This is a genomic window from Pseudomonas nitroreducens (assembly GCF_010994165.1).
GTDB classification, from domain to species: Bacteria; Pseudomonadota; Gammaproteobacteria; order Pseudomonadales; family Pseudomonadaceae; genus Pseudomonas; species Pseudomonas nitroreducens.
In genome coordinates, this window is record NZ_WMBX01000001.1 from 1292148 (window position 1) to 1315277 (window position 23130).

The window sequence follows — 23130 nt, forward strand, 5'->3', positions numbered from 1 at the left end:
AAGCGGGCGTTCGATTTTGGGCGAGGTTAGGTCGAGTGCCACTGCTCTGAATGAGAAGTACACGCTATCGATTACTCTGGATTAGAGGGAACCGACGTGGGGATTTGCCAGGCTGGTTTCTTGTCATCTTGACTGTCGAAAGCGCGCCGCGCCTTGCGGAATTCCTCGGCGTTTTCGACCACCCACATCCAAACAGGAGACATCCGAACCAACAGTTCCATACCCAGCGGCGTCAGCTCGTATTCGACGCGCGGCGGAATTTCCCCGAACTCCCGTCGAAGCAGCAATCCATCCCGCTCCATTGCGCGTAGCGTCTTGGTCAGCATTCGCTGGGTCACCCCAGTCATCTGCCTTTTTATCTCGGCGTGGCGCATCGTGCCGTACACGCCCAAAGCATGCAGGATGCCCAATGACCATCGGCTACCCGCGTGGGCGAGGACTTCCCGTCTGACGCCATCGTCATCTTCTCGGAGCGTTCGGCAGATGGCTTCTGCCTGGCTCAGAGCGTCCTGATTGGTCATTTATCCTCCTAGGTATCACGCGTGTGCCTTCTTACGAGTAGTGCCTGATCATGCCAGCATTCGCTCATGTTAAAGGCGTCACGCCTCAGGAGAAATCATGACCGAAGCAACCCCGCTTTCCCCTCAATCCATTCTTGTTCTCGGCGCTGGCGAACTGGGTCTCCCGGTTTTGCGCAATCTCGCGCGAGTGGCCAAACGCGCACCCGGCTCCCAAATCAGCGTTCTTCTCAGGGAGTCGACCATCAACACCCAGATACCGGAGAAAAAGGCCGAAATCGACGAGCTTCGTGGGCTGGGCATTCAGATGGTCGCTGCGGATCTGGTGAACGACTCAATTGATCAGTTAGCTGAAGTGTTCGCCCGGTTCGATACCGTCATAGGTTGTGCCGGCATGGTCGCAGGTCGAGAAACCCCCATGAAGTTGGCGACAGCAGCGCTAAGGTCGGGCGTGAAGCGCTACTTCCCGTGGCAGTTTGGCGTGGATTTCGAAGTGATCGGTCGGGGCAGCCCCCAAGATCTTTTCGATGCTCAACTCGATGTACGCGAGGCGCTCCGCGCGCAAGACAAAACCGAATGGGTAATTATCTCGACGGGCATGTTCACCAGCTTCCTTTTCGAGCCCGTATTTGAGGTAGTCGACTTCGACAATGACACCGTTAACGCGCTCGGCAGTCTCGAGAACAGCGTGACGCTCACCACGCCAGACGACATCGGTGCTCTCACGGCGGAAATCGTCTTCTTTGAACCTCGCTTCCGCAACGAGATTGTTTATCTCTCAGGCGACACGGTGTCGTATGGACAGGTCGCGAACATCCTCGAACGTGTACTGGGTCGTCCGTTCCAAACTAACGTGTGGACTGTTCCGTACTTGATGGATGAGCTGAGAAAAGACCCTACCCATCACATCAAAAAGTACCGCGCTGTATTCGCACAAGGCAGAGGTGTGGCATGGCCTAAAGCGGGCACCTTCAACGAACAGCAGTCGATTCCAGTAACCACCGCTGAGCAATGGGCTCGGGCGAACCTTGGGGGCAAGTGAGCGACGACAGATAGCTGACTTGCAGAGACACACCTTGTCCCGACAGTGGACGCTGACAACCAAAGTTGAACGTTTAGAGGACGGCAAGCTGCCTAGACTTTCAGCGTAGAGCCTCAGTGTCCGCTATGGGTCGGTAGCAGCCTCTCGCCAGAGGCACCAGCCGGCCAGAAGCGGCCACTTGTTATGGCCGTGCTGTGACTACGGGTGCAGGAATGAAACCCTCTGCGGTCAGCATGCGGATCACGCCGCGGAGGAGGAAGTTGTGGGTAAAGCCGAGTGTGTACTGCCGAGCACCGGGCTGGATTGGCACCAGCATCCCCCTGTCCACCAGCTTCTTGATTTGGTAGGTCCGCTGCGGCCCATTCAAGCCAGGCATAGCATCAGCAAGCTCTGCCGACTTGGCCACTCCAGTGTCAGTTTCCAACAGGCGTCGGAGGATCGACTGTTCCTGCTGAGTGATGTGCTCGCGCTCGCGGGAATAGTTTAGTGCAGGCACCAGGATCTCGGCTTTAAGGTAGCGATAATCACACAGGCGATCGAGCTTGTTCAGCTCACCTAGGATGCCCTTGAGCACGTAAACACACCAACTCTCCAGGCCTTCTTGGGTTCCGCGATCAGCCTCCCCGAGCATCTCGTAATAGCGCTCGCGGTCGTTACAGAACACTGCAGTGGGATTCAGTAGACGGCCGCCAGCGGAGACATCGAATCCGTACTTAATCAGCATCAAATAGGTCAACAAGCGGACAACTCGGCCATTACCATTGGTGAACGGGTGAATCCACCCAAACCGATGGTGCGCAATCGCCACCTTCATGAGGTCGTATTTCTGCGGGTCGCGCGTGTTGACGAAAGCCACCAGCTCGTCCATGTAAGCCGGAACCTGTACTGGGTCGGGGGGCAGGTGTTCCGATTGCGCAATGCGAACTGGCCCAGTCCTGAACTGACCTGGGGTGCGATCCCCTTCGCGGTCTAGCTCGCCGACAGTGATGGCGTGCAGCTCTCGAATGAGGTGCTGGCTAACCTCGCTACCTTCCGTGAAATGCTCCTCGATGAAGGTCATGGCCTTCTCGATGTTGGAGATCTCGCGCAGCTGGTCGGTGGCTGCGTCACTGCCCTCCATCTTACTTTCCACGTAATCAGCCAGGGTTGTGTGATTGCCCTCGATGCGGGCAGAGCCGAGGCTCTCCAGAATGTGGAATACACTCTTGAGCTGGAAGAAGAGGCTTGGCGGGGTCGACCCGGTGAGTCTGAAGCGGCGGAGGTGTTCCAGCTCGGTCAATACGTCGACAAGCGGCGAATCGAAGGACGGATTAAGCAGCGCCAAATCGTAGTGAGTGAAGGTAGGCATATTCTCGCTATCTCAAACCTGAATAATCACTATGTCAAAGAGTACCGCCAGAGCAGGCAGATTCACTGGCATTCAAGCGTCATCTCCCAGTGCATTAAGTCAAATATCATATGAACACTACCTGAAAACCCCTTCGCGAGTAAGTCGAAAACGTGTTCTTCCGGTGCCAGTGCTGCGGCCCATCGGCAAATTGAGTTGACGATGGGGGCCTGGCGTCGCTGAATAGCCCACAACCTGCTGTATCGGGGAAGACTTGGACTTGACGGAGGGCGATGCCGGCTTGGGGGAGATTGCAGCCTCTCCGCATGTGGTCGATTGTCGACGGGCGGACAAGTAGGTGCAGTAACGTAGGCGTTAATCGTCTGCAGCGTAGGGATACGTGCCGGCGACGTTGTGCATGAAGGGATCCCCTTCATCATCGAACAGGTTCGAGTCTGTATCCAGAACAAACGGGACACCGTTGTCGACGTGGCGGGCGGGTCTCGTGCGGCTCCTGACCATGGTCACTGCGTTCTTGATGAGCATGCCCAGCGATACGAGCAGCAGTGCAGCCATCAGCAGAGTTTCATTACCCAACACCATGATTCCCGCGCCGGCAACGAGGGCGAGCGGGCAGCCAATGAAGAACGCTGCAGTTGGGTTTTTGAAGTGCGTCAGGCCCAGCGCCAGTGAAGCGTATCCGGCGATCAATGCCGTGTAGCTGATGGCCATCGGAACGCCGTGCATCACGGGCGAGACGAAACCAACTCCCAGAAAGGTCAGCAGTATGACCAGCGCGTGGCGAACGAACATGAGGCCGCCGGTGGAAAGGGACTCCTCAAGCTCCCACATGGCCATCAACGGTTGACGCAGGCGCGGCACCTTAACTAATTCGTCCAGGGCGTTCACCAGGATCATCATGTTCTTGGCGGCGATCCTGCTCGGCGGGGCCGCAGCCAGATCCTGGATCATCAGCGCGCAGCGCTTGAAGTCCGCGGAAACTCCTTCCAGCGCCGAGATGTTCAGCTCGGCCAAGTCAAGGTTGCCCGGACGGAGGCCAAGATACTTGCCGATGAGCGCTTCTGCGCGATCGGCCCCTGCTCGGATTACTCGGTCGAAGTCCATTTCCCATGCCCTTGTTGATCGATTCGGTGGAGAGTACTCGAATGCGGGAAAGTGCAACCTAGCCCTCATGACTTAGCGGCCAAAACTGCATGCGCGCTCCCGGGCGGCTATTCGTGCCGTTGCGGATTCAGCGATTCAGCGTAGGTAGATTCTATGCCCTCGATGGTACCGGCTGCGGGGGCCCCGGCAGCCGGCGAGGAATCTTCCGCGACGAAAAATCGGCCGCCTGGTAGCGCAGGCTCTCTCGATTTACTGTCCGGCCGCTTGGCAGTTCGCGCTGCGCTATCAAAGTCCTTGAGTCCCACGACCTTCGGCCGGCGATCTCCACGTAGTACGAAAAATGGGAGATTTGCGTGCAGCATTGCGTCGTAGCGACTGCTCTCGGAGAACCAAAGCATGCAACGAGGATGAGGTGCGACCAGCTTGGGGACATCGAGGAGGTCATCCTCAGCCATGTTCGAGAGCCCTCGGAGATCCAGCCACTGGGGCGTTTGCTCCAGCTGGATCCCGTCAGTGGAAGCTCGCTCCTTTGCCTCGGCCTGCAACAGTTCACGCACTTGGGCAACGCGGATTTTTTCCTTGCCGGAAGTGTGGCCTGCCCATGTAAATGTGATTTGCCTTGGCGCGGCGTCGAACACTTGGATCGTTCGCTTGAGCTGATTGAGGGAAAAGTTTTTCCCTAGGGCCTGTCGCATGATCTGCGACCGCCGGCTGACAGAGACATTGCGGAACAGGCGTTCTGCCTCAATCGCGCTTTCCAGCTCCGCCTTGCGACGGTTTACCGCCCTCCCCTCTGCCAGGATTGACGAGGACAGGATGAAATAGCCAGGTAGCCGCATGACCGTACCCGGCGCTTGGCCTATATCACGCTCGAATTCTTTGAATGCAGCCAGAGCTGCGCTCACTGCCTCCTCGCCTGATAGATGCCTCACGGGGATTTGCTTCGGAGTCTTCTGCACCTGCAGGAGCGGTAACTCCCAAACTGCCCCCTCCTCCACTAGGCTAGGCCAGCGCTCATTGAAGGTTGCTACTGCGCGCAGCAGTTCGGCGTATGCGTCGGCGATCGCTTGTGTCATTCACTCAGCCCAATAATACCACCCCTTCACTTATTGTAGCTAACGCTCCCTGGAACGTCCTGCCCTCCCCTGTTAACAGGGAGAGGGGAGTCAGCATCCTTCATGCCTGAAGTGAAGGGGTGGTATTAATCAGGCGAGCCACCTTACTCCGCGATGCCATACGCGTGTTCTGCGCGCAGCCTCTTTCCAGTCCACCGCATGGGAGCAATGTATGGCTCGTTTGAGTTCCGCTTTGGTTGCGCCGGCGGCGATGACATCTTCGAATCCGTGTCGAACGACGACGTAAGGGAGGCGCCCTCTCCTCTCAGCCAGAACTTTTAGCGCAGCTATACGTACTGCCAGCAAGAAACTGTCCGTTCGATCGGTGGGATTCAAACGACGAATGAACATGCACCCTTTTCTGTATTTGCTCACCGGTCGGTCACCGGCTGCGGGTTGTGCAACCGGTCGAACCGCTCTAAAGCCGTGAGGCTGGTGGCTGCGGCCATTACCAGATTCTGCCGCTGGTGCTTGAACTTGAGGCTGGCCTGGTCCCAGGGCCAGAACGGCCGGATAGTCCGTATCAAGTCCGCTGCCCCCATCGCATAACATCCGGCTGCCCGGGCCAGCTCAGCAACTGACAAACGATCGTCGTGCGCGAAGGTGAATCCTTCTTCATCCTGCTGACGCCGGCGCTCACGAATAACGTCCTGCAGTGCGGCCGTCATCTCCTGACCCGAGGTGCCTGCGATAATTCGCAGCATCCCTACTACCCCATTCTTCCTGGGCATCATTGATGGCTGGCGTCCGATCGCTGTCCAGATTTCTGTCAGCGTCACCACTGCTTCGGCGTCAGCCAGAGGCGCTCGTTCAGCTTCAGCGTCGGCCTGCAGCGCTGCAGACAACATTTCTGCACAGCGCATTCCGAGACCAGGACTTTCGTCCTGCGTCCTGAGCATCCATGCAGCCGCCTGAACTACCCCCGCCAGAGTCAGATTTGCGGTCCAGGCCCCCTTCTGCTGCGTTTCAACTTCTGACTGCGGCGCGAGTAGATCAGGAAGTGAATCTCCAATTCTGCCCATCAGTTCGTCGAGCTTTGCATGCCATCGGGGATCAACTGCGTTTTCCTTGCATTGTGCTACCTCCCACAAGAGCTGGATTGCCTGGTGCAGCAGGACCACCTCTGGTTGGGGAACTTCCGGCGGTGTTGCTAGGGAAGCAGTGGAGGTCGGAACACCAGGTCTTGAAGCAAGGGCTTGGTACATAGGCGTTATCCTTCGAGCTAATTTTCAGATCGCCGAGCGGCTGACTACTCATCACGCTAAATATCGCTTTGAGGATCCCAAGTAAGGGACAGCACCAAGCTTCGGGGATCGATGCGCTCGTAGGTCAGCTTTTCCTCCCTCAAAATGGCCGGAAATCAACTTGCCAGGGGCCGGTAAGGGATTGCTCAGCAGGGCTGGGTCTCTGCTGCATTCACGCTTGGGATGCTCAACATTCGCGATAGCCTGGTCCTACAACTGGATGCAGCAACGAGGATGAAATGGTAATTACTGATCCGGAATTTGTTTTCGCAGGACCAGCAACGCAGCCAAGCGGATTGGTTGCTCTTTGCGAGCAAGGGATCGTCTCGTCGCTCTCAAGATATCTGGCAGAAGATGTCGATGTCGGGGGTGTTCACCTGGTGAGAACTATCGCAATTGTTTCGTTGGACCTTGGGACTGCCGGTGCCTTCCCTATCGTGATGATTGATCACCATGACGATGACGACGAAGCGATGCGATTTTCTGTTGCAGTATTTTCTGCCCTCAAGAACCAGGGTAAAGCGAGTTCCGAGCAGGTCGCTCGATGGCGACGTGCGCTGTTTGCTGTCGTCCCGAACTCTCAACATTGACCTTTAAATGACAACGGATGACGGTCGTTAGCTGGGCAGCCCCCGGCGGCGGCTCCTGCCTGACCACAAAACGACTACAGATTACGGCACAGCTACATTTCGATTGCCTGACTGCAGCGTCGAGCAACAGCCCTACAACGAATGACGGCCAATAGTCGGGAATAAAAAAACCCGGCTAGGCCGGGTTATGCTGTTGCTAGTAGCAACACTCTTCAATGCATTTCGGCGTCCGCCATCTCATGCTCCTCATTCAGCAGTTCGCCAAATGCGTCAGAAAGCGGCGTGTCACTGTCCCAACTCCCAGGAATGAATTCGGGTTGGTCCGGCAGAACCAATGGCATCTGCACTGCGTCCTTGAAGGCAAACTTGATTGCCTTCACCTTGCGCCCGGCCTTCTGCAGCTCGTAGGTCACAATCAGCCCACTCTTGGCCTCGAGCTCCTTAACCGCAGGATCAATCACCCGCTGCCGCAGATTGTTAAAGCGCTCGTAGGCTCCATCTAGCCCAAGGGCCTCGCGCAGCCGATCTACTTCAATATGCGCCCAACCTGTACTCCGAAACTGCATCAACATCTCGAACAGTCGATAGCTATTTGTCGACTCAAGTTGAGCGACACGGCGGAGATCGTAAGTGGTTACGCGTTTGGTCAGGTGCGAGAGGTACGGCATCACGTGAACGGTGAAGTACAGATCCACCCGCCCTTCCCCCGTCACGTACTTCGCGCGATCAACCCAGCGCTTCCGGTCCATTCCTTTGTTGTCGTAGGTCTTGATGTCACGCTCGTAAAGGGAGTCCGCGGCCTCCTTCATGTACTCGTAGCAGTGACGGAGTGGGATGCCGTAGATCTTGGCAAAGTCGGAGGCATAAACACTGATCACCTTCTCCATCGGCTTGCGCGGATCCTGCTTACAGATGGCAGCCAGTACCAAGCGCTGCTCCTGCAAAGTCAGTTTGTACGAAGCCTGGATTAGGTCATTGGACTTGGAAACACGTAGCGGCCGCTGGTCCTTATCCTTCGATTTAGAACCAGGTTGTTCTTGCTCGTTATTCGCGGTCATTTGGGCTCCCCCCGTATGCCCCATAGACTACCGGCACTTAGCTTTGTAGTCGATAGACCGCATGTAAGGTAGGGCTGGACATTTCACCAGCCGGAAACCGTAGTCGCTAGCTGGATGGATTCGACTTCAGATTCCGGCTATTGAAGTACAAGCATCTGATTTCCCTATGCGTTTGTTCCTCTCCGAGCACTTCCCACGTCTTCAATGCCAGCATACGTACCGGAATCTGTAGTCGATGCGCTCTCTTGAAGAACCCTCACCTCCTGGAGGTGCCTCCGCTACCGGAATTTGTAGTCGTAACAGGGGCAGAACTCACCGCATGACACAGCCGGTATCTGTAGTCGTTTAGCAACGGCCGGAATCTGTAGTCGATTGCTGTTGAGGGATTTCCCCAACTCGAGTACCGGAATCTGTAGTCGAGTCACGAAGCCATTTCCTCCCCGGCTATGATCGGATATCTACTCACAGCCGGAATCCGTAGTCGATTTGATTAAATCTATATAAATCAATGCATTACGCTCTATTCTCGGGGCGGGAGGAATGCAAGAGCGGCTTTCCTGCACAAAGTCGGTTAGAAAAGAAGCCACGCATTGGGCTGCTCGTGCTGTAGATGTCGATCCTTGGCTTGCTCAACACCGAGCTATACCCGGAATGTGTAGTCGAAAGGAGATCCAAGTATGCGCAGCCGGAATTCGTAGTCGATGCAGCCTAGCCTTAGTGCTACGCGGCTTCCGGCGAGCTCATAACTGAGATGGTTTTCGCGAGCCGGAATCTGTAGTCGATGAGTAGGGATTCCTGGCGGTTCCTACCGGAATCTGTAGTCGTAGTTATGCTTCTGATACACATCCAGCCGGAATCTGTAGTCGTTACTGCTTCGCCATGGCCAAAGTTCGCTCACACTGAAACGCAGAACGCCTTATCAGTCACAATTTGGTCTGCCCATCTGTCCTGCGGGCCATACCCAATCGGTCACCCAGTTCAAAAGCTGCTCATAACCTGTGGATAACAGCCGGTAGCTGTAGCTTTTAACGCCGGTTACTGTAGTCGTGAGCCCGCGATTCGTAGTCGTAAGCAGGGAATCTGTAGTCGCAATACCGGTTCTTGTAGTCGATGCCCTTCTGAAAGCCCCGCCCCACAAGGCCTCCAGCCTGCTAAAAACAAGAGAAAAACAAGAAAAAACAAGAGAAAAACAAGCTCTAAAAAGGTTTCTGAGGGTTTGTGGTTCATAGCTTGCGCAAAATTTTTCAATTCAGGCAGGAATTCGGTCAGAAAAGACCGCTAGCACCCTACCCCACTCCACAAAATTGTCCGGACCAACCAAATCCGGAGCTACTGGATGTCTGCAGAAGAAAAACAGCCGCTGGAGCGATTCCTGGAAGCGCTCACTTTGATAACGCCTCATAGGGCAGACGCACAGCACGGCACTAATCATCTTCATCACTGTGTCCAGGTCGGCGGAACCACTGCTTCCGATGTACAGAAAGCAATGAAGATCATCGATGAAATCGGTATTTCATACACCGGGGGTCCTGTTTACGGTCTGAACGACTGGGAGCTCAAAACGGAAGGACTCCACGATGTACAGCTGTCCTTCAACTCCAGGGGGATCCTTGACGTTGCCTTGGCGAAAATCGATACGCCTTACTTCGAACCGATCCTGGAACGTCTGAATGAGCAGCTGGACGTAGTAACTGAGATCGAAGGCCAGGCCGGCTTCACCTCGGTGACCTATCGACAAGGTGATCTCGAGGTGACTGTCGAAAATGATGGTTTGAGTGATCGTTTCTCCATCACGGTATCAACCTTCGGCTATAGAGCAGATCGGGCCTTGCTTCCTCGTTATGCCTAGTAATCAGACCTCAGTTCAGGTTTTCTGCCTAAAATCAGACGAAAGCCTGAACTGAAAGCTTGGGAATTTTAAAATCCGGAACTATGATCTCCTTCGATGCACAACTTGATGCCGAAGGTGGATGATGAATACGCACGTCGAACACGAAGAAGAAATGCAAAACTACGTCGACTGGGAACAGGTCTACTACACACCGCAATTCGCAGCTGATTGCTTTGGATTGACCACCAGAAGGTTGAAGGATATCGAGGAAGAGAACGGCATCGATATTCCTCGCGTCCCTCGCGGTACCGTCACTACACGCGCGTATCGTCCATCTGATCTCTTCAAAATTGCCGCTGTGCGCCGTCAACGGGGTTACACCAAGCCTTTACAGAAACAGGTCGTCATCTCTGTGTTCATTCACAAGGGCGGCACGGCAAAATCGACCAACGCAACCAATCTGGCTATTCAACTCCAGCTTTCCGGACAGCGCGTTCTGGTTATCGACAACGATCCTCAAGGGGACACGTCGAGCATGTTCGACTATGACGCGGACCTCAGCTATGAGGACCTTGAGGCCTTTGGGATTCCCAAGAATCGAATTGTCGATGGCCATTTGGGCAACCTAATCGCTCCCCTCCTCCGCATGAAGCCGTTCGAGACCAAGACACTCGACCAGGTAGTCAAAATGCCCTTTGGCGTCGACGGTCCTCACATCATTCCAGCTGACAACTCGCTCGAAGATCTGAGCATCGCACTGGATGCTGCCAATAACCCCGATTTTTGGTACTCGGAATGGATCAAGGCCGGTAACTCCGGGAAGCTTCCGAACTGTGATCTGTCAGTGTATGACGTTATCATTTTCGATAACGCGCCGGCAGCATCCAGGCTGACAAAGAACTCAGTAGCAGCTTGTGACCTGCAGCTTTGCCCCATCCGCATGGATAAGCTTTCGTTCCGCGCGCTGAATCGCCTGAACGATTGGCTTCTGCGTTTTGCAGAGGACTACAAACGGAGCCCTGCGCTTGCCGTTATCCCAACGATGTTCATTCGTAATCGCCCAAGAATTCTTCAGCACCTCGCCTTGCTCAACGAGTACTTCCCTGGGCGTGTGACTCAGGAAAACCTGTACTTCTCTGAAGACTATTCGAAGGCTATGGATCAAGGGTTCCCGCTGCTCCTCTGGAAGAATGCCAAGCCCGATACCTTGGAAGCCGCTCGTAAGGTTTACCAAGAGATCCTTCAAGTGGTTCAAAAAATCGGCCATGCCTCTTGATGTAGGTGTTGCTAGTAGCAACACAGCGATCATGGGGCAAACGAGAAGTGATGATGTTGCTAGTAGCAACACTGGCCCAGCGGTGATCAGGTAAACGGAACGACCACCGACGCCACAATCTGTTGCTAGTAGCAACACGGATGAAAATGGTGTGGTCTGACGAAGTGTTGCTAGTAGCAACACTCAGCAAAAGCACTCATCTGATGCGAAAGAGCCACGCAGAATCCAGCGGCTGTTGCTAGTAGCAACACCCATTAGGAGACAAAAAATGAAGTCGAACGACTATCCAGGTCGAGCAAAACCAGGCGGTATGGTTGGGGTGCGCAAACCTGCCCGGGTTGTGGGTGATGGTGAAGGTCCGCCACCAGCTCCCACGCCAAGCCCCATCACTCCAGAACAAGAGAACGCTGTCATCCAGCCGCTGGAAGGAGAGTTTATTCTCGCCAACGAAGCGGTTCTCCAAGATATCGGAGTAGACCAGATAGTTCGGTCTCCGTATCAACCGCGCCTTACATTTAACGAGGAAGCATTAGAAGAGCTCGCGAACTCGATCCAAACGCTGGGCCTGGCTAAGCCCATCCTGGTGAGACCACTTCAGAACGGCATGTTCGAGTTGGTCGGTGGGGAACGCAGATGGCGAGCAACGAAGCTGCTTGGCCGGCCAACGATCTCAGCCATTGTCAGACCTATGACAGATGCGGTCGCTTTGGTCTTAGCTCTTACCGACAATGAACAAGAAGACCTGACGGACTATGAGCGGGGAAGGGCATACCAAAACGCCCTGGCAGACGGAGACACCTCACAACGTGCACTTGCACGGCAACTTGGAATCAACGTCTCGTCCGTAAGTCGCTGTGTCGCAATGATGTCGCTTCCAGACTCGGTTAAGGCAATTCTCGATGAGAAGCCGTGGCTAATTACGCTTAACTACGCACCAAAGTTCGTCGCCTACGGTGAGCAAGATCCTGAAAAGCTCGGAGATGTGGTTACGAAAATGGCAGAGGAGGGCATGACTCAAGAAGCCGCTCTGCGCTTCCTGGCGCGGCCCGAATCCAACCACTCACCACGACGTAGCCCCCAGATCCAGACCATTCAGGGTATTGGGAAGCTGAAGGTCGCCGGTGAGAAATTGGAACTCACAATCGAAAAAAGCATCAATCCCGAGAAGCTGAACTCCAAACTCCAGGAGTTTCTCGCTTCGCTTGATACAACCGAGCTGCAGTCCGGAGAGTGAAAATGGGACTCATCACGATCCGGCACGAAAACGGGGCAGAGGAGGTCTTGAGTGCGCAAGCACTCAAGACTAATGCGAGCCTGTCGATAAGTAATGGCCGATTTGTTATCGCCTTCGAGAGTATGTCTGGGATCACTATCCTTGTAGACCCAGCATCACCGGACCGATTCGTGATGACACTTCCGTCGGATAAGCTCGAAAATAGGCCCACCATAAGTGGGGGAATTGCCGAAATAGATGGTCTCGATGAAGTCATCATTTCGATCGCGCAGTCGCTCCAGAGCAGGGGAGGGGAGGGTGCTCTTCTGCATTAGTTAGGTTACATGCTATTTCGAACGTAAATGTTGCAGAAAATAAGCCGACAAGTATTTGACGATTTTTTAACGCCGGCGGTTAGATCATTTTTTTAGGAAGTGAGAAAGGAATCGCGGTAATGGCAATTGGTCATTACCTGAAGTTTTGTAATATATTGTCTTAGCGTCACAAGGAGCGACGCATGAAACTGCCATACGCTCGAGGAACCGGCCGAGACAAACTATGAACAGCTCGAAAACGCCACACGTCGTACGGAGGATACCGTACTGGGAAAACCCGCCGGAGCCAGGCCAGGACTTGCGTGAGCTCCAATGGGGCGTGTTGGAAGTGCTTTCCGACAACTCCGTACAATTCGTCAAAACTGACCCTGATCCGCAGGCTCTACAGGCTCTTATCGACGAAATAGAGTCGATGTCAAACCAGGATTAGTGTCGACCAATTTCTTGCACTTTTGTTGCTGGAAAAGAATCAAACACTCTCCGGCAACAACTTAGGCTGCATCGAAGACCAACCATGGGAGCCTTCGATGCAGACCGCGGTCCTTGAGTACCACCCCTTCGCAAACATCTTCCCGCTCCTATCGGGGGCTGACTTCGATGGCTTTAAGGCCGACATCCAGGAACAAGGTCAGCTCGAACCTATCATTCTGCTCGAAGGCAAGATCCTCGACGGTCGCAACCGTTATCGAGTCTGCTTAGAGTTGGGGGTGACCCCGATCACCAAGGACTATGACGGTGGTGATCCTCTCGCCTTTGTCGTCGCACTGAACCTCCGCAGGAGGCACCTGACGACAGCACAGCGTGCCTTGATAGCTGTAGAGCTGGCCAAGGAGGATCCCCAAGTCGACGGAGACGCAGCAGAGCGAGCCCCGCGCATACTACTTCCCAACGCTGCAAAGACGATGAATGTCTCCCCTAGATCCGTCTCATCCGCAAAGCGAGTCTTGCGTGATGGAGCACCCAAGCTCGTAAAGGCGGTAAAGAACGGAGAGGTGAGCATCTCCATCGCTGAACAGTTGGCAAAGCTCCCCGTACAGCAGCAAGACGAACTGTGTGATCGAGGGGCAAAGGCGCTGCGCTTGGCAGCACAGCGTATGAAGCAGCCGAAGGATCGCGCTGAAGAAACACCAGTCCAGGATGCTCCTGATCGCCGAGAAGCACCCCAACCAGAAGAGTTTGCGTTGCTACCTTCAGATGACTCGAATGCCACGTCAGAGCCAACAAGGAAACCATCAGCGTTGCTGCTTTTCGAACTTGCAGATTCTGGAATGCAGGAGGGGAGGGAGGCAGCGAGCGTGGTCGAAGAAATTCTCGACGCTGTCGACGAGGGACTAGATTTGCAGCTGCTTGCCTTCACAACTGAAATAGCTGTGCTGCTGAGGGACAAGATTAGAAGCCGGCTCTACAGAAGATAAAATTTTGTTGGGATTCCTTTCTGGTGTGTTTGGATGATGGTGACAGAGGTTCGCAGTCCCTGACATCACAACGGATGTAACAAATAGACGTAGCAAAGGAATTACGAGGTGTCGCATGATCCAGCAGATCAAAAATTCTGTTAACTACCCTGCATACATTGCTTTCGGATTCCTTTTTGGTTACAGCGCCGCCATTTGGATCGGGGCAATCTGAACAAAGTCGTAGCGGACCATAATCGATTTATATAAGATCGAGGGAATTAGAGGAGGACTCCATGTCAATCATCCACGAATATCGCAATATCGAATCTGAGATCGATCGGCTTCAACAACAACTGGAGAAGCTCAAAGGTTCTGAGCAGCTGCAGAAGGAGCTCGAGTTCGAGAAGAAGCTTCGCGATCTCATGGAAAAGCATCAGAAGTCGCTGCGCGACGTGATCAGTCTCCTGGATCCGGATAGCAGGCTGAAGGGGCAGGTGGCAGGCGCCCAAGCTGACTCCCGTCGCAAACCTCGCCAGGTGAAGACCTATAAAAATCCTCATAACGGCGAGGTGATTGAAACCAAGGGTGGCAATCACAGCGGCCTGAAGGCCTGGAAGGCGGAGTACGGTGCAGAAGTCGTAGAGAGCTGGCTTCAGTAACAGCGATCGTATTAACAAAGGGCCGAAAGGCCTTTTGTTGTTTAGGGGACGGAGTCGTGCACCAGATGAACTCGCCGCAAATTCCTGTCGTCGACGGGCCTGCAGCTGGCCAGCTTTGGCACCGCGGCCGATCAGCATCACGGTTATATGAAGAAGACGGCGACCTTTTCAGGTACCGCATCACCGTTGACGGTGATGGAAATGAACGGTGGTCCTGCGTGAAAATCAACCAGGAAATCGACTAGCTTGTGACATCTCTCTGGTATCTCGTGATTGGACCTTAAATGAACACCGCCCCCAGAACACCAAAGCTGGATGAAATATCGCCTCAACTTTCTGCGAAAATGATGAAGCTCATCGAGCAGATCAGTCATGAGACTGATCCTCTTCAAGTCCATGTTCGAACGGGTATCGTGCAGGGACACTACGACGCGCTCCTGGACGTAGGGATGTTGTCCGTATACAACCATCGCGCTCTGCGGAATATCGCCGCTTCATGGCGCGACTATCGTCTAGCGCAACTCACGAGTACTAACAGCCCTAAGGTGGCTGGGAGCGAGTAGGCACCAACCCCGCATCGATGGAGTTCCGCAAGGCGTGTCGCATTACCGTCACACAGAAAGGAACCCTCTCCTCAGTGATTAAGGGGGTCTTCCGGGGCGTCATTGCTGCCGGCGGGCGATCAGGTAGATCGACAAGGCGAAGCCCAGGATGGTGCAGATGTCGGCCAGGTTATGAAGATCGGGCATCGTTGGCGCCTCGGTAGTGGATTCGCCCCTGATCCTGGCGTCACGACCTTCTGGTGTCCTGTTGTGGGTTTTCCACGCCGGCGCTTGCCGGTGCGGGTGGTATCACGACGGTCGCGTCGGCAAGCCCCATCCGTCACTTCGAATCGCAGCTTGAAAGGAACCCGCCCCTGCTATGTGCCCGGATGACATCCCCGAAGCCCGCCGCCGGCGCAAGCTGGCCGAGCTGCGCGACACTCTGGCCCTGGCTGTGCAAGAGCCGGAAGCGGACCTGCGCGTGTGGTGGCAAGGCGTATTGCATGGCCGGCTGATCGAGCTGGAGGCCGCCGGGATGTTGAGCGCCGAGGACTGCGCGGCGTTCGCCGATCAGATACGGGTTACTTTCGAGCGCTGCCGGCCGCCGGCAAACGATGACATTTGAAATTGGCCAGCTGGCCGAGTTTGCATAACGGGCCCATTGTTAAATTGCCCCCCACATGAGCCCGCCACCCGGCGGGCTTTTTGTTGGGGACTGGTTGCCAGAAGTACCACTACTGGTACGCCAATTTAGGGCCAGTATTGGCGGCAGAGCGAAGCGGGATATTATCCGAGCCGAATCCCGCGCACTGGAGCACGCTCGTGGCGACCGACATTGGCTACTACCCTGACCACTGCTACAAGCTGCGTCGTTTGCAGGACGACGGCGGCCTCGATCCCTTCCCGGCCTTCTACCTGGTCGACCGCAACCTCTACCCGGTGCAGCAACTCATGCCTAACGGGCGGCTGTACGGGGAGCCGTTGGGCCGCGTGGAGCTCAATAACAGCTTGGCCCCCTTCCGCATACTCGCCGGCGCCGACGAGCTCGGGCAGATCGAGTTAGCCAGCGCGATCTACACCGCCGCCGACGGCCAGCGCTACCAACTGCAGCGCATCCCGTGTCCTGATGCGTAAACGCCCCTACAGCCCGTTCGCCTGCTACCAATTGCGTGACGCGAACGGTGATGACGCCGGCAGTATCCGCGACGGCGTTTACCGCGGCCGCGACTTCCAAGTGACTCCGCTGACGCCCTGGGACGGCGTGGTGCGCTCGGTGGACGTGGATCCGCCGGAGCTGTTAATGCGCTCCAACCGCGGCGGGGTGATCCTGGGCACGCGTGTAGTGTTCAACTCGGGGGAGGTGTTGCACCTGGTTCCGTTGCCGCGTGGCGAGGATCCGCACCGCGCGCCCAGGATCGAGGACGCCGATCAGTATCGCGTGTTGCTGGCCGCCCAGGAACTGGCCGAGGATGCCGGCGACGTGGAGCGCGCCGCTGGCATTGGCATTCGCCTCGACCTGGCGGCGTTCTATGAGTGCCCACGTTGTCACAACGACGCCACCGACCGCGAGGCCTGCGCGCTATGTCAGGGAGATGGGTTCGTTTGGGAAGGGATTGAGGAATCCTCGAGCTCAACACTGCCGGCGCCGCCACTCAGGTAGCTGTGCCACAGCTCCATCAGCGATCGACGCTTCTCCAAGAAATCACTTCGGTTGTAGGCCGCCTCGACTTTTCCTGCGACCCGATGCGCCAGTGCCATCTCGCAGACTTCCCTGGGCACGCTCGTATCCTCAGCTGCCCAAGTCCGGAAGGTCGATCGGAAGCCGTGAGGAACTCCTTGTGGAGCCTTTAGCTTCGAGAGTGCGCGCCCGATCGCATTGCTCGGCAACGGTCCCTTTCCGCGCGCATTGGGGAACAACCATACGCTGTGCTCCCCTTTCACCTGGTTGATGACTTCAAGCATTCGATCGGTAATAGGGACCCTGTGGGTGCGGTTGTTCTTCATTCGCTCAGGTGGAATCGTCCAGATGCGGTTCCCGAAATCAAACTCTGGCCACTGCGCACCACATACCTCTCCGTTACGAAGGACCGACAGGATTATCAGTTCAGCTGCTCGTGCAGCTATTCCATCGATGCTGTCGAGCTGGCTAAGCGAAGCCCTAGCTTCGATTGGAGTGGCAGCAGGGAAGGGGACACTCGTACGGATCTGCTTGGGCAGCAGCTTGTCGAGGTGTCCTCGCCAGCGCGCGGGGTTCTCTCCTTCGCGCATCTTTCGAGCCTTGGCAGCGTCCAGGACCAGCTCGATTCTGTTTCGCACACGCCGTGCGGTGACCGGGATTTTCAACCAGATCGGTTCGAGGACCTCAAGAACATCGTCGGTGTCGACATCGGCCGGGCGCATGGTACCGATCACAGGAAACACGTAGTCGGCGAGAGAGTTCTCCCACTGCTGTCGGTGTTTCTTGCTCCAGGCCGGAGCATGGGTCGCAATGTATCGACCGGCTTCATCCTCAAATGCCACGCGGCTACGGTTTACCGCTTCCGCCTCCAGCCGTTGCTGTCGCTTCTCGGCTTGAGGGTTTGTCCCTTTAGCGATCTGCAGGCGGTACTCATCCGCGGCAAGGCGGGCTTCCTTCAACCCCACACCGGGATAGGCGCCAATGGTCAAATCGAAGCGATCACCGCCGAAACTGTAGCGAAAAAGCCAAGTTTTTGTCCCGTTCTTTCGAATCTTAAGAATGAGCCCACGGCCATCACCGTATGAACCGGGACTGGTTTGATCCTTGACGAATGCGGCAGTGAGCTTTGACACGCTGGGCCTTCGGTTCTGCTGTTGAGTGTGTTGCTAGTAGCAACAGTTAATTTTTCATCTCTTCACGCGACAGAAAGCACGTCGCAGCCATGCGCGCCTGATACCCAACCTGTTTTTCGTCCGTCCAGTCTTGGGGGGGAACAAAGGAGGGGAGGGGGGGCACGGCTAAGTGCATGTCAGCCAGCGACCATCCCGCGGCAAATTCATCGGAGCAGTTTTCAGGCAACGGAATGGCAAGTCGCCCGGTGTGGACGCTCGTTCGTTGAGGCATCGTTCTTCCCTCTACTACGGTCGCGAAAAGTACCAGATTTCTTGGAAAAGTACGGGGATAAATTATCCCCGTACTTAAAGGCTAGAGGCAGCGCCAATACTAAGTTCAGGTTAATAGCTCCAGTTCTGAACCACAGTTTGTCCCACACATGTATTGTGTTGCGGCGGCGCCGTCCGCTTACTCGGGTGAGTTGAGCTCTCTGAGCTGCTCAGCTGTCCACGCCCAGTACCCTTCGAGGTAAATGCCGGCGGCTACCTGGTTGATCCACGTGGCCTGGTTGAAAAGGGGATGCTCGAAGCTGTACTTAGCTTTCAGCTCATCCGGTGACAGACGCAAGTCACTTGCGTACTCGCCCCGGGCGGACGCCACGGACGGCAATTCCGCTTCGCCCTGGCCGAAAGCGAGCCATGCCGGCGAGAGGCCAACCACGGACGCGATTGTTGCGAGTTGATGGAGCGTCGGGCACTGCGTTCCGGTGATGAAATCATTCAGAGAATCGCTGGGGATATGAGTCGCAGCGCTCAATTCATCCAGCGTAACCGCCCTGCTTTGAACCTCTTTAGCAAGTCGCGTCGCCAATACGGAATGGTTAAAATATTGGATCTGAAGGGGCTTCATAGATAAGACTCCAGTGGTGTGGAATCTCCCTTTTACGTCTGTAAAAAATATTCCCAAGTGCGTTTGGTTACTTTCGTATAACGCGCCAATCACCGCTCCACGATGCGATAGGACATGTTGCGGTGGGTATCGACAAGTTAGGATCTTGAACAGCAATAATCGTATTCTGATCGCTTCCGTTCTGGCCTAATGACACTCGACCGCAGGCTTCGAAATCCACCTGAATAAGCCCTATCCGGCCGACAGGGCCACGTGGAATCCCCTTTGCAGAGCCATTCGCGACCTGTTTCTTGCTCCCCGTGACCACCGCCGCCTCTACGTAGAGTGTGTCTCCAGTTTCACCGAAGAAGAACTGTACATACTTGCCGTCCTGGTTAGGGACGGCATGAGCCTTAGTAGGGGTTTCGAGAAAATCGCACCCGCCTAGGAGAGCTAAAAGCAAGACGGGCCCCGCCGCCAGTATGCAGTGTCGAAGTTGATTCATGAGATTCCCTAAAGACGAAATTGTCCGGCGTGCGAATAATTAAGCGCAAACTGGAGTTAGTCAAGGATAATATATTTGTTCCGCGCAAGCTGGGATTGGGGGAAGTAATTTATCGACCACAATACTCGTATAATATTATTATATGGTGCATGCCTATTCGGGATTGCCGGAGTTACAGCCTTAGAACAGGGCTAGTTGCGTCAGTTTGTCCTGATTTCTAACCGGTACAATAATATTTTGTCGTGTTTCAGCTGGCTTCTGCTGGTCCTGATCCAGATCGCTGCCAAGGGCATAGCCGCGGCGGAGTCTGACCGACCAAAGCCCAAAAATATGGGCCGGCGTGTACCAGTGCTCCCGCTCCTCGGCCGCCAGGGTGTTGCCCAAAATGATCGTTGCGGGGATGTGCAGCAGGCTGAGTTGTAGGTAGCTCATGTGAACGGCGCGCGAGTCGATGTCCTGGGCCGTCACGTGCATGTGGTTCTGATAGCTCAACCCTTCTTCCTGAAGGGCCTCAGCCATGGCGACGACCATGGCGCCGGCTCCGACCGCAGGCTCGAGCAGCGTAATGAACCCTTTGCTCGCAATGAGGCGTCGTAAGTCGCGGCCGTCGCCTACCTGCTGACGTGCCATGAGGGCGCACACCGAGTAGGGCGTGAAGAACTGACCACGGGCAGTGTTCCCCAATTCGAGTTCGCCGAAGACCTTTCCTAGGACATCATCGGGACCAAACTCGAGGGCCATCGTCAACTCGGCAAGCATTTGAGGGAACAGCTTTTGCTCATCCGCTTCGTAGCGCTGCATCAACGCCATATAGCGTGCCTCGCGCGGCTCTCTCTGTGAAAGGTCGACGCCATTGGATACTGCGATTGCGGCCATTTCAACGAAGTCGCCGAAGACGTCCCACAGGTGGTGACGGCGACTGGCACGTTCCAGGAGTTTGACGATGTTCTTGCGGTGTACTTCAGAAGTGACCGTGGGGATTTTTGCCGTGGCGTTCATGGTGCAACCTGCTTAGGAGCTGGAGCACCACGATCACATGCGCTTTTGCGATCCCAAGCCGTGCAACGGTGGATCAGAACCCCATGCAAAGCTGTTCGCCCGGCGCCGGCATGATCAAGCTAACTTGCTCAGCCGGTGTCGAGACATTTCTCTATTCCAGACTCAATTAATTAAGAAATCGTGATTTGGCTGGATTGAGAACTGCCAGAGAGGCAGGTCCTTAGATACGTGGTCAGGATCTATATTGATTGCAAAAAAGTCTGGATCAAGTTCTGGGTCGAGCGAAACTACGCTTTGCTCGTAAACGGTATGCTCATTGTAGGCATTAGTTATCATTGAGCTTAAGTCTCCAACAATTAAAAACTCTTGCCCTTCGTGTAACTCATCTTCATCATCAACGCGAAAATCAAACTTGATAGATATTAATCTACCATCTTCTTGTATTGCTTGAGGGAGATCGCATGTTAGCTTTCCAAAGCGGGCAAGGTAGAAGGCTATACTTTTTTCGTTGTAATCGTGAATTTCCACACCAGCATTGAATATTCTGACTTTGGATATTGTTAGACTGGCTGTGCCGTCATCATTAATTGACGACTCCTTCTCAGGGTCAGCCATGAATTCAATTCCAATGTCCGGCTTTACGCCGATTGACCTGTCTCCCAAGATAGCCATCTCGCTCTTCGCGATGGCGGATATCATATTTATTTCGTATCGCCCCATCTTCTCTGTTAGTGATGACTTGGAAAGAAGACACCATTTGTTGAGTCGTGAGAAATAGATCGCTATTTTTAGCTGCGCACCTTGCATGGCTGCATAATTTTCAAGCCTCTTCAGATAGTCCTTCTTAAGTTTGTACGGTGTTTTAAAATCCCCAATATGACAGTTTTTAACCTCGATCATCATGCGACTGCCGTTCTTCAATGTAACGGTATAGTCAGGAGGTTGGATGTTTGGTATGTTGCTGAAGACAGCCCCAGCATCCTCCTTCTTGATGAACAAGCATTCTCCAAGAGCGCCTGCAACGTAAGAGAATAGTGCTTCAATTCTCTTTCCATGTAGGAGATTGGCATTGGCCATGGATGACTTTAAAGAATCACGCATTCTCATAATGAAGTCTTCAAAGTTCTCGTCAGCTCTGAGTCGATAATTTCGCCCCTTGCCGACCGAAGTGAATAGATCGATCACCTCGAATTTCTCTGGGTTGCGTTGAAGACGCTTCAATTTCCACTCCCGGTGGTAAAAAATGGAGCTACTTGATTCGAAGTTTCCTCAGAAGCTTGTCCAAAGAGGATTCATAGTCTTCTTCTGTGGTGAAGTCTGCGTACAATTTTCCTTGAAGGAAAGTCGGCAAATCACACTTTTCATAAAGAATAGGCAGAACTATACTCTCGCCTCCTGCAATCTCTCGGTTTAGTGCGATATCCAACTCTTTTCTTACCCACGGGGCGTTGATGGATTTGTTGGAAAGAACAATCCCAATGTATTTTGTCTCTTGCATTCCCTGCGTGATCTTATCAATTAATGAGTCGCCGATCTCGATCTCTGCCTCGTCCACCCAGACTCTCGTAACTCCGCTAGCCATCAAATCCTTGCGCAGCTGCCTAACAAATGGCTTGTCTTTCCCCGTGTGACTAAGGAAAATCCCGTGGTACTTCTCCTGGTTGGGGCTATTTTTCTCAACGTTTACCGCGTCCAATATCAACCGATTTGCAGACTCCTCAGAGGTGGGCGGAGTGACGAGCCAGCCGTTAAGTCCCCCGATAGAGACCTTTCCCCCGAGTGTGTAACCCTCAGGGGTGGATGCGACCGAAACGTAGCCAGTTAAGTCGGAGTCGCGAAGACAAAGCGACCAGCCACTTTTGCTTAGTTCAGCGAAATATCGAAAGAATGGTTGGTTGGGATCTTCATTCACGAGACGACGGCTCTTCTTAACTAGCAAGTCACCATTGTTTACTAGGCGTGCAATGGGCGAAGCAATGTAACCCATCCAAGTCTTTCGATATCCAAAGAAGTTCATGCGCTTTGCTTCCGCGAAGCACCAAACTACTGTTGCTCCATTCTGCAGGGCTGCTAGCATCTCGTTCTCTCGATCCTCCTTGTCAAAGGCGGTATCGATGTCGTAGAGATTATTTTCTCGCTTGAGGTCTCCAAGTTCAGTAACTGAATTGGAGTGCGGGCCTTCTTCACCAAAAAGGAAGTGTGAATAGCTAGCCGGGTTGATTACGATGACATCATATTCGTAAAGTGAAAATGCTGATTTGTCTTTGTTGATATCAGCCTTACAAAGCCCAAGGTTGTCAAATTGAACTCCTTGGATTGGTGCGCCGGTGTATTTCAAACCAACAGTCAATACTCGCTTCAAGAGGTGACTCCTTCCTTGTGATCTCGGGCTCTGCTGTCGCGATGACATTAGCCCCAAGATAGCGCATGCCTACCCGCAAATTGAATAGGCGGCCACCTGGTGGTCAGGAGTTCACTGCAGGGAAGTGGTCGCGGATACAGGAAGCTCAATTGCAGAAACTCGACTCATGCTGAATCTGCTTGTGAGGATCGGTAAGGGACGTGAGGCGAGTTATTCCCTCCGCAGCCGGCCAAGTGGTTGCTGCTGAAAGTGAATGCCCAACCAGGAATGCTGTGGCAGGCCAAGGCCAACCGCGAGCCATAAAAAACCCCGG

22 protein-coding genes are annotated in these 23130 nt (G+C 54.4%); 10 read left to right on the forward strand and 12 right to left on the reverse strand.

Going from position 1 to position 23130, the window contains the following annotated elements; all coding sequences use genetic code 11:
* Nucleotides 1-71: 71 nt before the first annotated feature.
* Nucleotides 72-521: a winged helix-turn-helix transcriptional regulator gene (locus GJV37_RS06150; protein ID WP_138526850.1), complete on the reverse strand. Its 450-nt coding sequence runs from the start codon at nucleotides 519-521 to the stop codon at nucleotides 72-74.
* Nucleotides 522-618: 97 nt separating this feature from the next.
* Here GJV37_RS06150 and GJV37_RS06155 point away from each other — a divergent pair, with 97 nt between their 5' ends.
* Nucleotides 619-1560, forward strand: coding sequence for an aromatic alcohol reductase (locus GJV37_RS06155; RefSeq protein WP_138526851.1), 942 nt, complete (start codon nucleotides 619-621; stop codon nucleotides 1558-1560).
* Nucleotides 1561-1741: 181 nt separating this feature from the next.
* Here the strand turns inward: GJV37_RS06155 and GJV37_RS06160 are convergent, their stop codons facing one another.
* The 4 genes from GJV37_RS06160 to GJV37_RS06175 form a co-directional block, all read right to left on the reverse strand.
* Nucleotides 1742-2908, reverse strand: a complete 1167-nt coding sequence (locus GJV37_RS06160; protein ID WP_138526852.1) for a Fic family protein — start codon at nucleotides 2906-2908, stop codon at nucleotides 1742-1744.
* A 354-nt stretch (nucleotides 2909-3262) separates the two neighbouring features.
* On the reverse strand, nucleotides 3263-4012 hold the full coding sequence (locus tag GJV37_RS06165) for a hypothetical protein (RefSeq protein ID WP_138526853.1): 750 nt from the start codon (nucleotides 4010-4012) through the stop codon (nucleotides 3263-3265).
* Between the two features lie 107 nt (nucleotides 4013-4119).
* Entirely contained in the window at nucleotides 4120-5088 is a 969-nt protein-coding gene (locus tag GJV37_RS06170; RefSeq protein WP_138526854.1) for a DNA replication terminus site-binding protein, read from the reverse strand.
* A 410-nt stretch (nucleotides 5089-5498) separates the two neighbouring features.
* Entirely contained in the window at nucleotides 5499-6332 is an 834-nt protein-coding gene (locus GJV37_RS06175; protein WP_138526855.1) for a hypothetical protein, read from the reverse strand.
* 278 nt (nucleotides 6333-6610) lie between these two features.
* Here GJV37_RS06175 and GJV37_RS06180 point away from each other — a divergent pair, with 278 nt between their 5' ends.
* The gene (locus tag GJV37_RS06180; RefSeq protein WP_193452224.1) at nucleotides 6611-6961 is read left to right on the forward strand and encodes a hypothetical protein; all 351 of its coding nucleotides are present in this window, start codon (nucleotides 6611-6613) and stop codon (nucleotides 6959-6961) included.
* A gap of 212 nt (nucleotides 6962-7173) precedes the next feature.
* On the opposite strand, the gene GJV37_RS06185 is transcribed toward GJV37_RS06180, so the two are convergent.
* Complete coding sequence (locus tag GJV37_RS06185; protein WP_193452225.1) at nucleotides 7174-8019, reverse strand: replication initiation protein; 846 nt, start codon at nucleotides 8017-8019, stop codon at nucleotides 7174-7176.
* A gap of 1336 nt (nucleotides 8020-9355) precedes the next feature.
* Between GJV37_RS06185 and GJV37_RS06190 the strand changes: the two genes are divergently transcribed.
* The 5 genes from GJV37_RS06190 to GJV37_RS06210 all read left to right on the forward strand — a co-directional run bounded on the left by GJV37_RS06190 (nucleotide 9356) and on the right by GJV37_RS06210 (nucleotide 14730).
* A complete protein-coding gene (locus GJV37_RS06190; protein WP_193452226.1) occupies nucleotides 9356-9868 on the forward strand; it encodes a hypothetical protein in 513 nt (170 codons plus the stop codon).
* A 124-nt stretch (nucleotides 9869-9992) separates the two neighbouring features.
* Nucleotides 9993-11126: a ParA family protein gene (locus tag GJV37_RS06195; protein ID WP_193452227.1), complete on the forward strand. Its 1134-nt coding sequence runs from the start codon at nucleotides 9993-9995 to the stop codon at nucleotides 11124-11126.
* Nucleotides 11127-11394: 268 nt separating this feature from the next.
* Nucleotides 11395-12360: a ParB/RepB/Spo0J family partition protein gene (locus GJV37_RS06200; RefSeq protein ID WP_193452228.1), complete on the forward strand. Its 966-nt coding sequence runs from the start codon at nucleotides 11395-11397 to the stop codon at nucleotides 12358-12360.
* 841 nt (nucleotides 12361-13201) lie between these two features.
* Nucleotides 13202-14089 carry a ParB/RepB/Spo0J family partition protein gene (locus tag GJV37_RS06205; RefSeq protein ID WP_193452229.1) on the forward strand — a complete coding sequence of 296 codons (888 nt, stop codon included), beginning with the start codon at nucleotides 13202-13204 and terminating at the stop codon, nucleotides 14087-14089.
* A 275-nt stretch (nucleotides 14090-14364) separates the two neighbouring features.
* Complete coding sequence (locus GJV37_RS06210; RefSeq protein WP_193452230.1) at nucleotides 14365-14730, forward strand: histone-like nucleoid-structuring protein, MvaT/MvaU family; 366 nt, start codon at nucleotides 14365-14367, stop codon at nucleotides 14728-14730.
* Nucleotides 14731-14873: 143 nt separating this feature from the next.
* Here the strand turns inward: GJV37_RS06210 and GJV37_RS06215 are convergent, their stop codons facing one another.
* Nucleotides 14874-15104: a hypothetical protein gene (locus GJV37_RS06215; RefSeq protein ID WP_138526955.1), complete on the reverse strand. Its 231-nt coding sequence runs from the start codon at nucleotides 15102-15104 to the stop codon at nucleotides 14874-14876.
* Nucleotides 15105-15651: 547 nt separating this feature from the next.
* Here GJV37_RS06215 and GJV37_RS06220 point away from each other — a divergent pair.
* From GJV37_RS06220 to GJV37_RS06230, 3 genes are all read left to right on the forward strand, one after another.
* Nucleotides 15652-15897 (forward strand): hypothetical protein, encoded by a 246-nt coding sequence (locus GJV37_RS06220; protein WP_138526954.1) that lies wholly within the window; start codon nucleotides 15652-15654, stop codon nucleotides 15895-15897.
* Between the two features lie 197 nt (nucleotides 15898-16094).
* Nucleotides 16095-16406, forward strand: coding sequence for a hypothetical protein (locus GJV37_RS06225; protein ID WP_138526953.1), 312 nt, complete (start codon nucleotides 16095-16097; stop codon nucleotides 16404-16406).
* Entirely contained in the window at nucleotides 16399-16932 is a 534-nt protein-coding gene (locus GJV37_RS06230) for a hypothetical protein (protein WP_138526952.1), read from the forward strand. Before GJV37_RS06225 ends, GJV37_RS06230 begins: the two co-directional genes overlap by 8 nt.
* Here GJV37_RS06230 and GJV37_RS06235 read toward each other — a convergent pair.
* The 5 genes from GJV37_RS06235 to GJV37_RS06255 all read right to left on the reverse strand — a co-directional run bounded on the left by GJV37_RS06235 (nucleotide 16857) and on the right by GJV37_RS06255 (nucleotide 22817).
* Nucleotides 16857-18083 carry a tyrosine-type recombinase/integrase gene (locus tag GJV37_RS06235; protein ID WP_138526951.1) on the reverse strand — a complete coding sequence of 409 codons (1227 nt, stop codon included), beginning with the start codon at nucleotides 18081-18083 and terminating at the stop codon, nucleotides 16857-16859. The two genes, GJV37_RS06230 and GJV37_RS06235, sit on opposite strands and share 76 nt — an antisense overlap.
* 448 nt (nucleotides 18084-18531) lie before the next feature.
* Entirely contained in the window at nucleotides 18532-18972 is a 441-nt protein-coding gene (locus GJV37_RS06240; RefSeq protein ID WP_138526950.1) for a helix-turn-helix domain-containing protein, read from the reverse strand.
* A 664-nt stretch (nucleotides 18973-19636) separates the two neighbouring features.
* Nucleotides 19637-20455, reverse strand: coding sequence for an N-6 DNA methylase (locus tag GJV37_RS06245; RefSeq protein ID WP_138527021.1), 819 nt, complete (start codon nucleotides 20453-20455; stop codon nucleotides 19637-19639).
* A 162-nt stretch (nucleotides 20456-20617) separates the two neighbouring features.
* Nucleotides 20618-21676 carry a hypothetical protein gene (locus tag GJV37_RS06250; protein ID WP_193452231.1) on the reverse strand — a complete coding sequence of 353 codons (1059 nt, stop codon included), beginning with the start codon at nucleotides 21674-21676 and terminating at the stop codon, nucleotides 20618-20620.
* Nucleotides 21677-21704: 28 nt separating this feature from the next.
* Nucleotides 21705-22817, reverse strand: coding sequence for a toll/interleukin-1 receptor domain-containing protein (locus GJV37_RS06255; protein ID WP_223121856.1), 1113 nt, complete (start codon nucleotides 22815-22817; stop codon nucleotides 21705-21707).
* Nucleotides 22818-23130: the final 313 nt, after the last annotated feature.

Bases quoted from the DNA above. Each gene is read 5' to 3' on its own strand.
- GJV37_RS06215 (WP_138526955.1), bottom strand. From the start codon at position 15,104: ATGACTGATCTGCTCGATGAGCTTCATCATTTTCGCAGAAAGTTGAGG.
- GJV37_RS06150 (WP_138526850.1), bottom strand. From the start codon at position 521: ATGACCAATCAGGACGCTCTGAGCCAGGCAGAAGCCATCTGCCGAACG.
- GJV37_RS06200 (WP_193452228.1), top strand. From the start codon at position 11,395: ATGAAGTCGAACGACTATCCAGGTCGAGCAAAACCAGGCGGTATGGTT.
- GJV37_RS06180 (WP_193452224.1), top strand. From the start codon at position 6,611: ATGGTAATTACTGATCCGGAATTTGTTTTCGCAGGACCAGCAACGCAG.
- GJV37_RS06165 (WP_138526853.1), bottom strand. From the start codon at position 4,012: ATGGACTTCGACCGAGTAATCCGAGCAGGGGCCGATCGCGCAGAAGCG.
- GJV37_RS06195 (WP_193452227.1), top strand. From the start codon at position 9,993: ATGAATACGCACGTCGAACACGAAGAAGAAATGCAAAACTACGTCGAC.
- GJV37_RS06155 (WP_138526851.1), top strand. From the start codon at position 619: ATGACCGAAGCAACCCCGCTTTCCCCTCAATCCATTCTTGTTCTCGGC.
- GJV37_RS06185 (WP_193452225.1), bottom strand. From the start codon at position 8,019: ATGACCGCGAATAACGAGCAAGAACAACCTGGTTCTAAATCGAAGGAT.
- GJV37_RS06220 (WP_138526954.1), top strand. From the start codon at position 15,652: ATGTGCCCGGATGACATCCCCGAAGCCCGCCGCCGGCGCAAGCTGGCC.
- GJV37_RS06245 (WP_138527021.1), bottom strand. From the start codon at position 20,455: ATGAACGCCACGGCAAAAATCCCCACGGTCACTTCTGAAGTACACCGC.
- GJV37_RS06205 (WP_193452229.1), top strand. From the start codon at position 13,202: ATGCAGACCGCGGTCCTTGAGTACCACCCCTTCGCAAACATCTTCCCG.
- GJV37_RS06230 (WP_138526952.1), top strand. From the start codon at position 16,399: ATGCGTAAACGCCCCTACAGCCCGTTCGCCTGCTACCAATTGCGTGAC.
- GJV37_RS06190 (WP_193452226.1), top strand. From the start codon at position 9,356: ATGTCTGCAGAAGAAAAACAGCCGCTGGAGCGATTCCTGGAAGCGCTC.
- GJV37_RS06240 (WP_138526950.1), bottom strand. From the start codon at position 18,972: ATGAAGCCCCTTCAGATCCAATATTTTAACCATTCCGTATTGGCGACG.
- GJV37_RS06160 (WP_138526852.1), bottom strand. From the start codon at position 2,908: ATGCCTACCTTCACTCACTACGATTTGGCGCTGCTTAATCCGTCCTTC.
- GJV37_RS06210 (WP_193452230.1), top strand. From the start codon at position 14,365: ATGTCAATCATCCACGAATATCGCAATATCGAATCTGAGATCGATCGG.
- GJV37_RS06175 (WP_138526855.1), bottom strand. From the start codon at position 6,332: ATGTACCAAGCCCTTGCTTCAAGACCTGGTGTTCCGACCTCCACTGCT.
- GJV37_RS06170 (WP_138526854.1), bottom strand. From the start codon at position 5,088: ATGACACAAGCGATCGCCGACGCATACGCCGAACTGCTGCGCGCAGTA.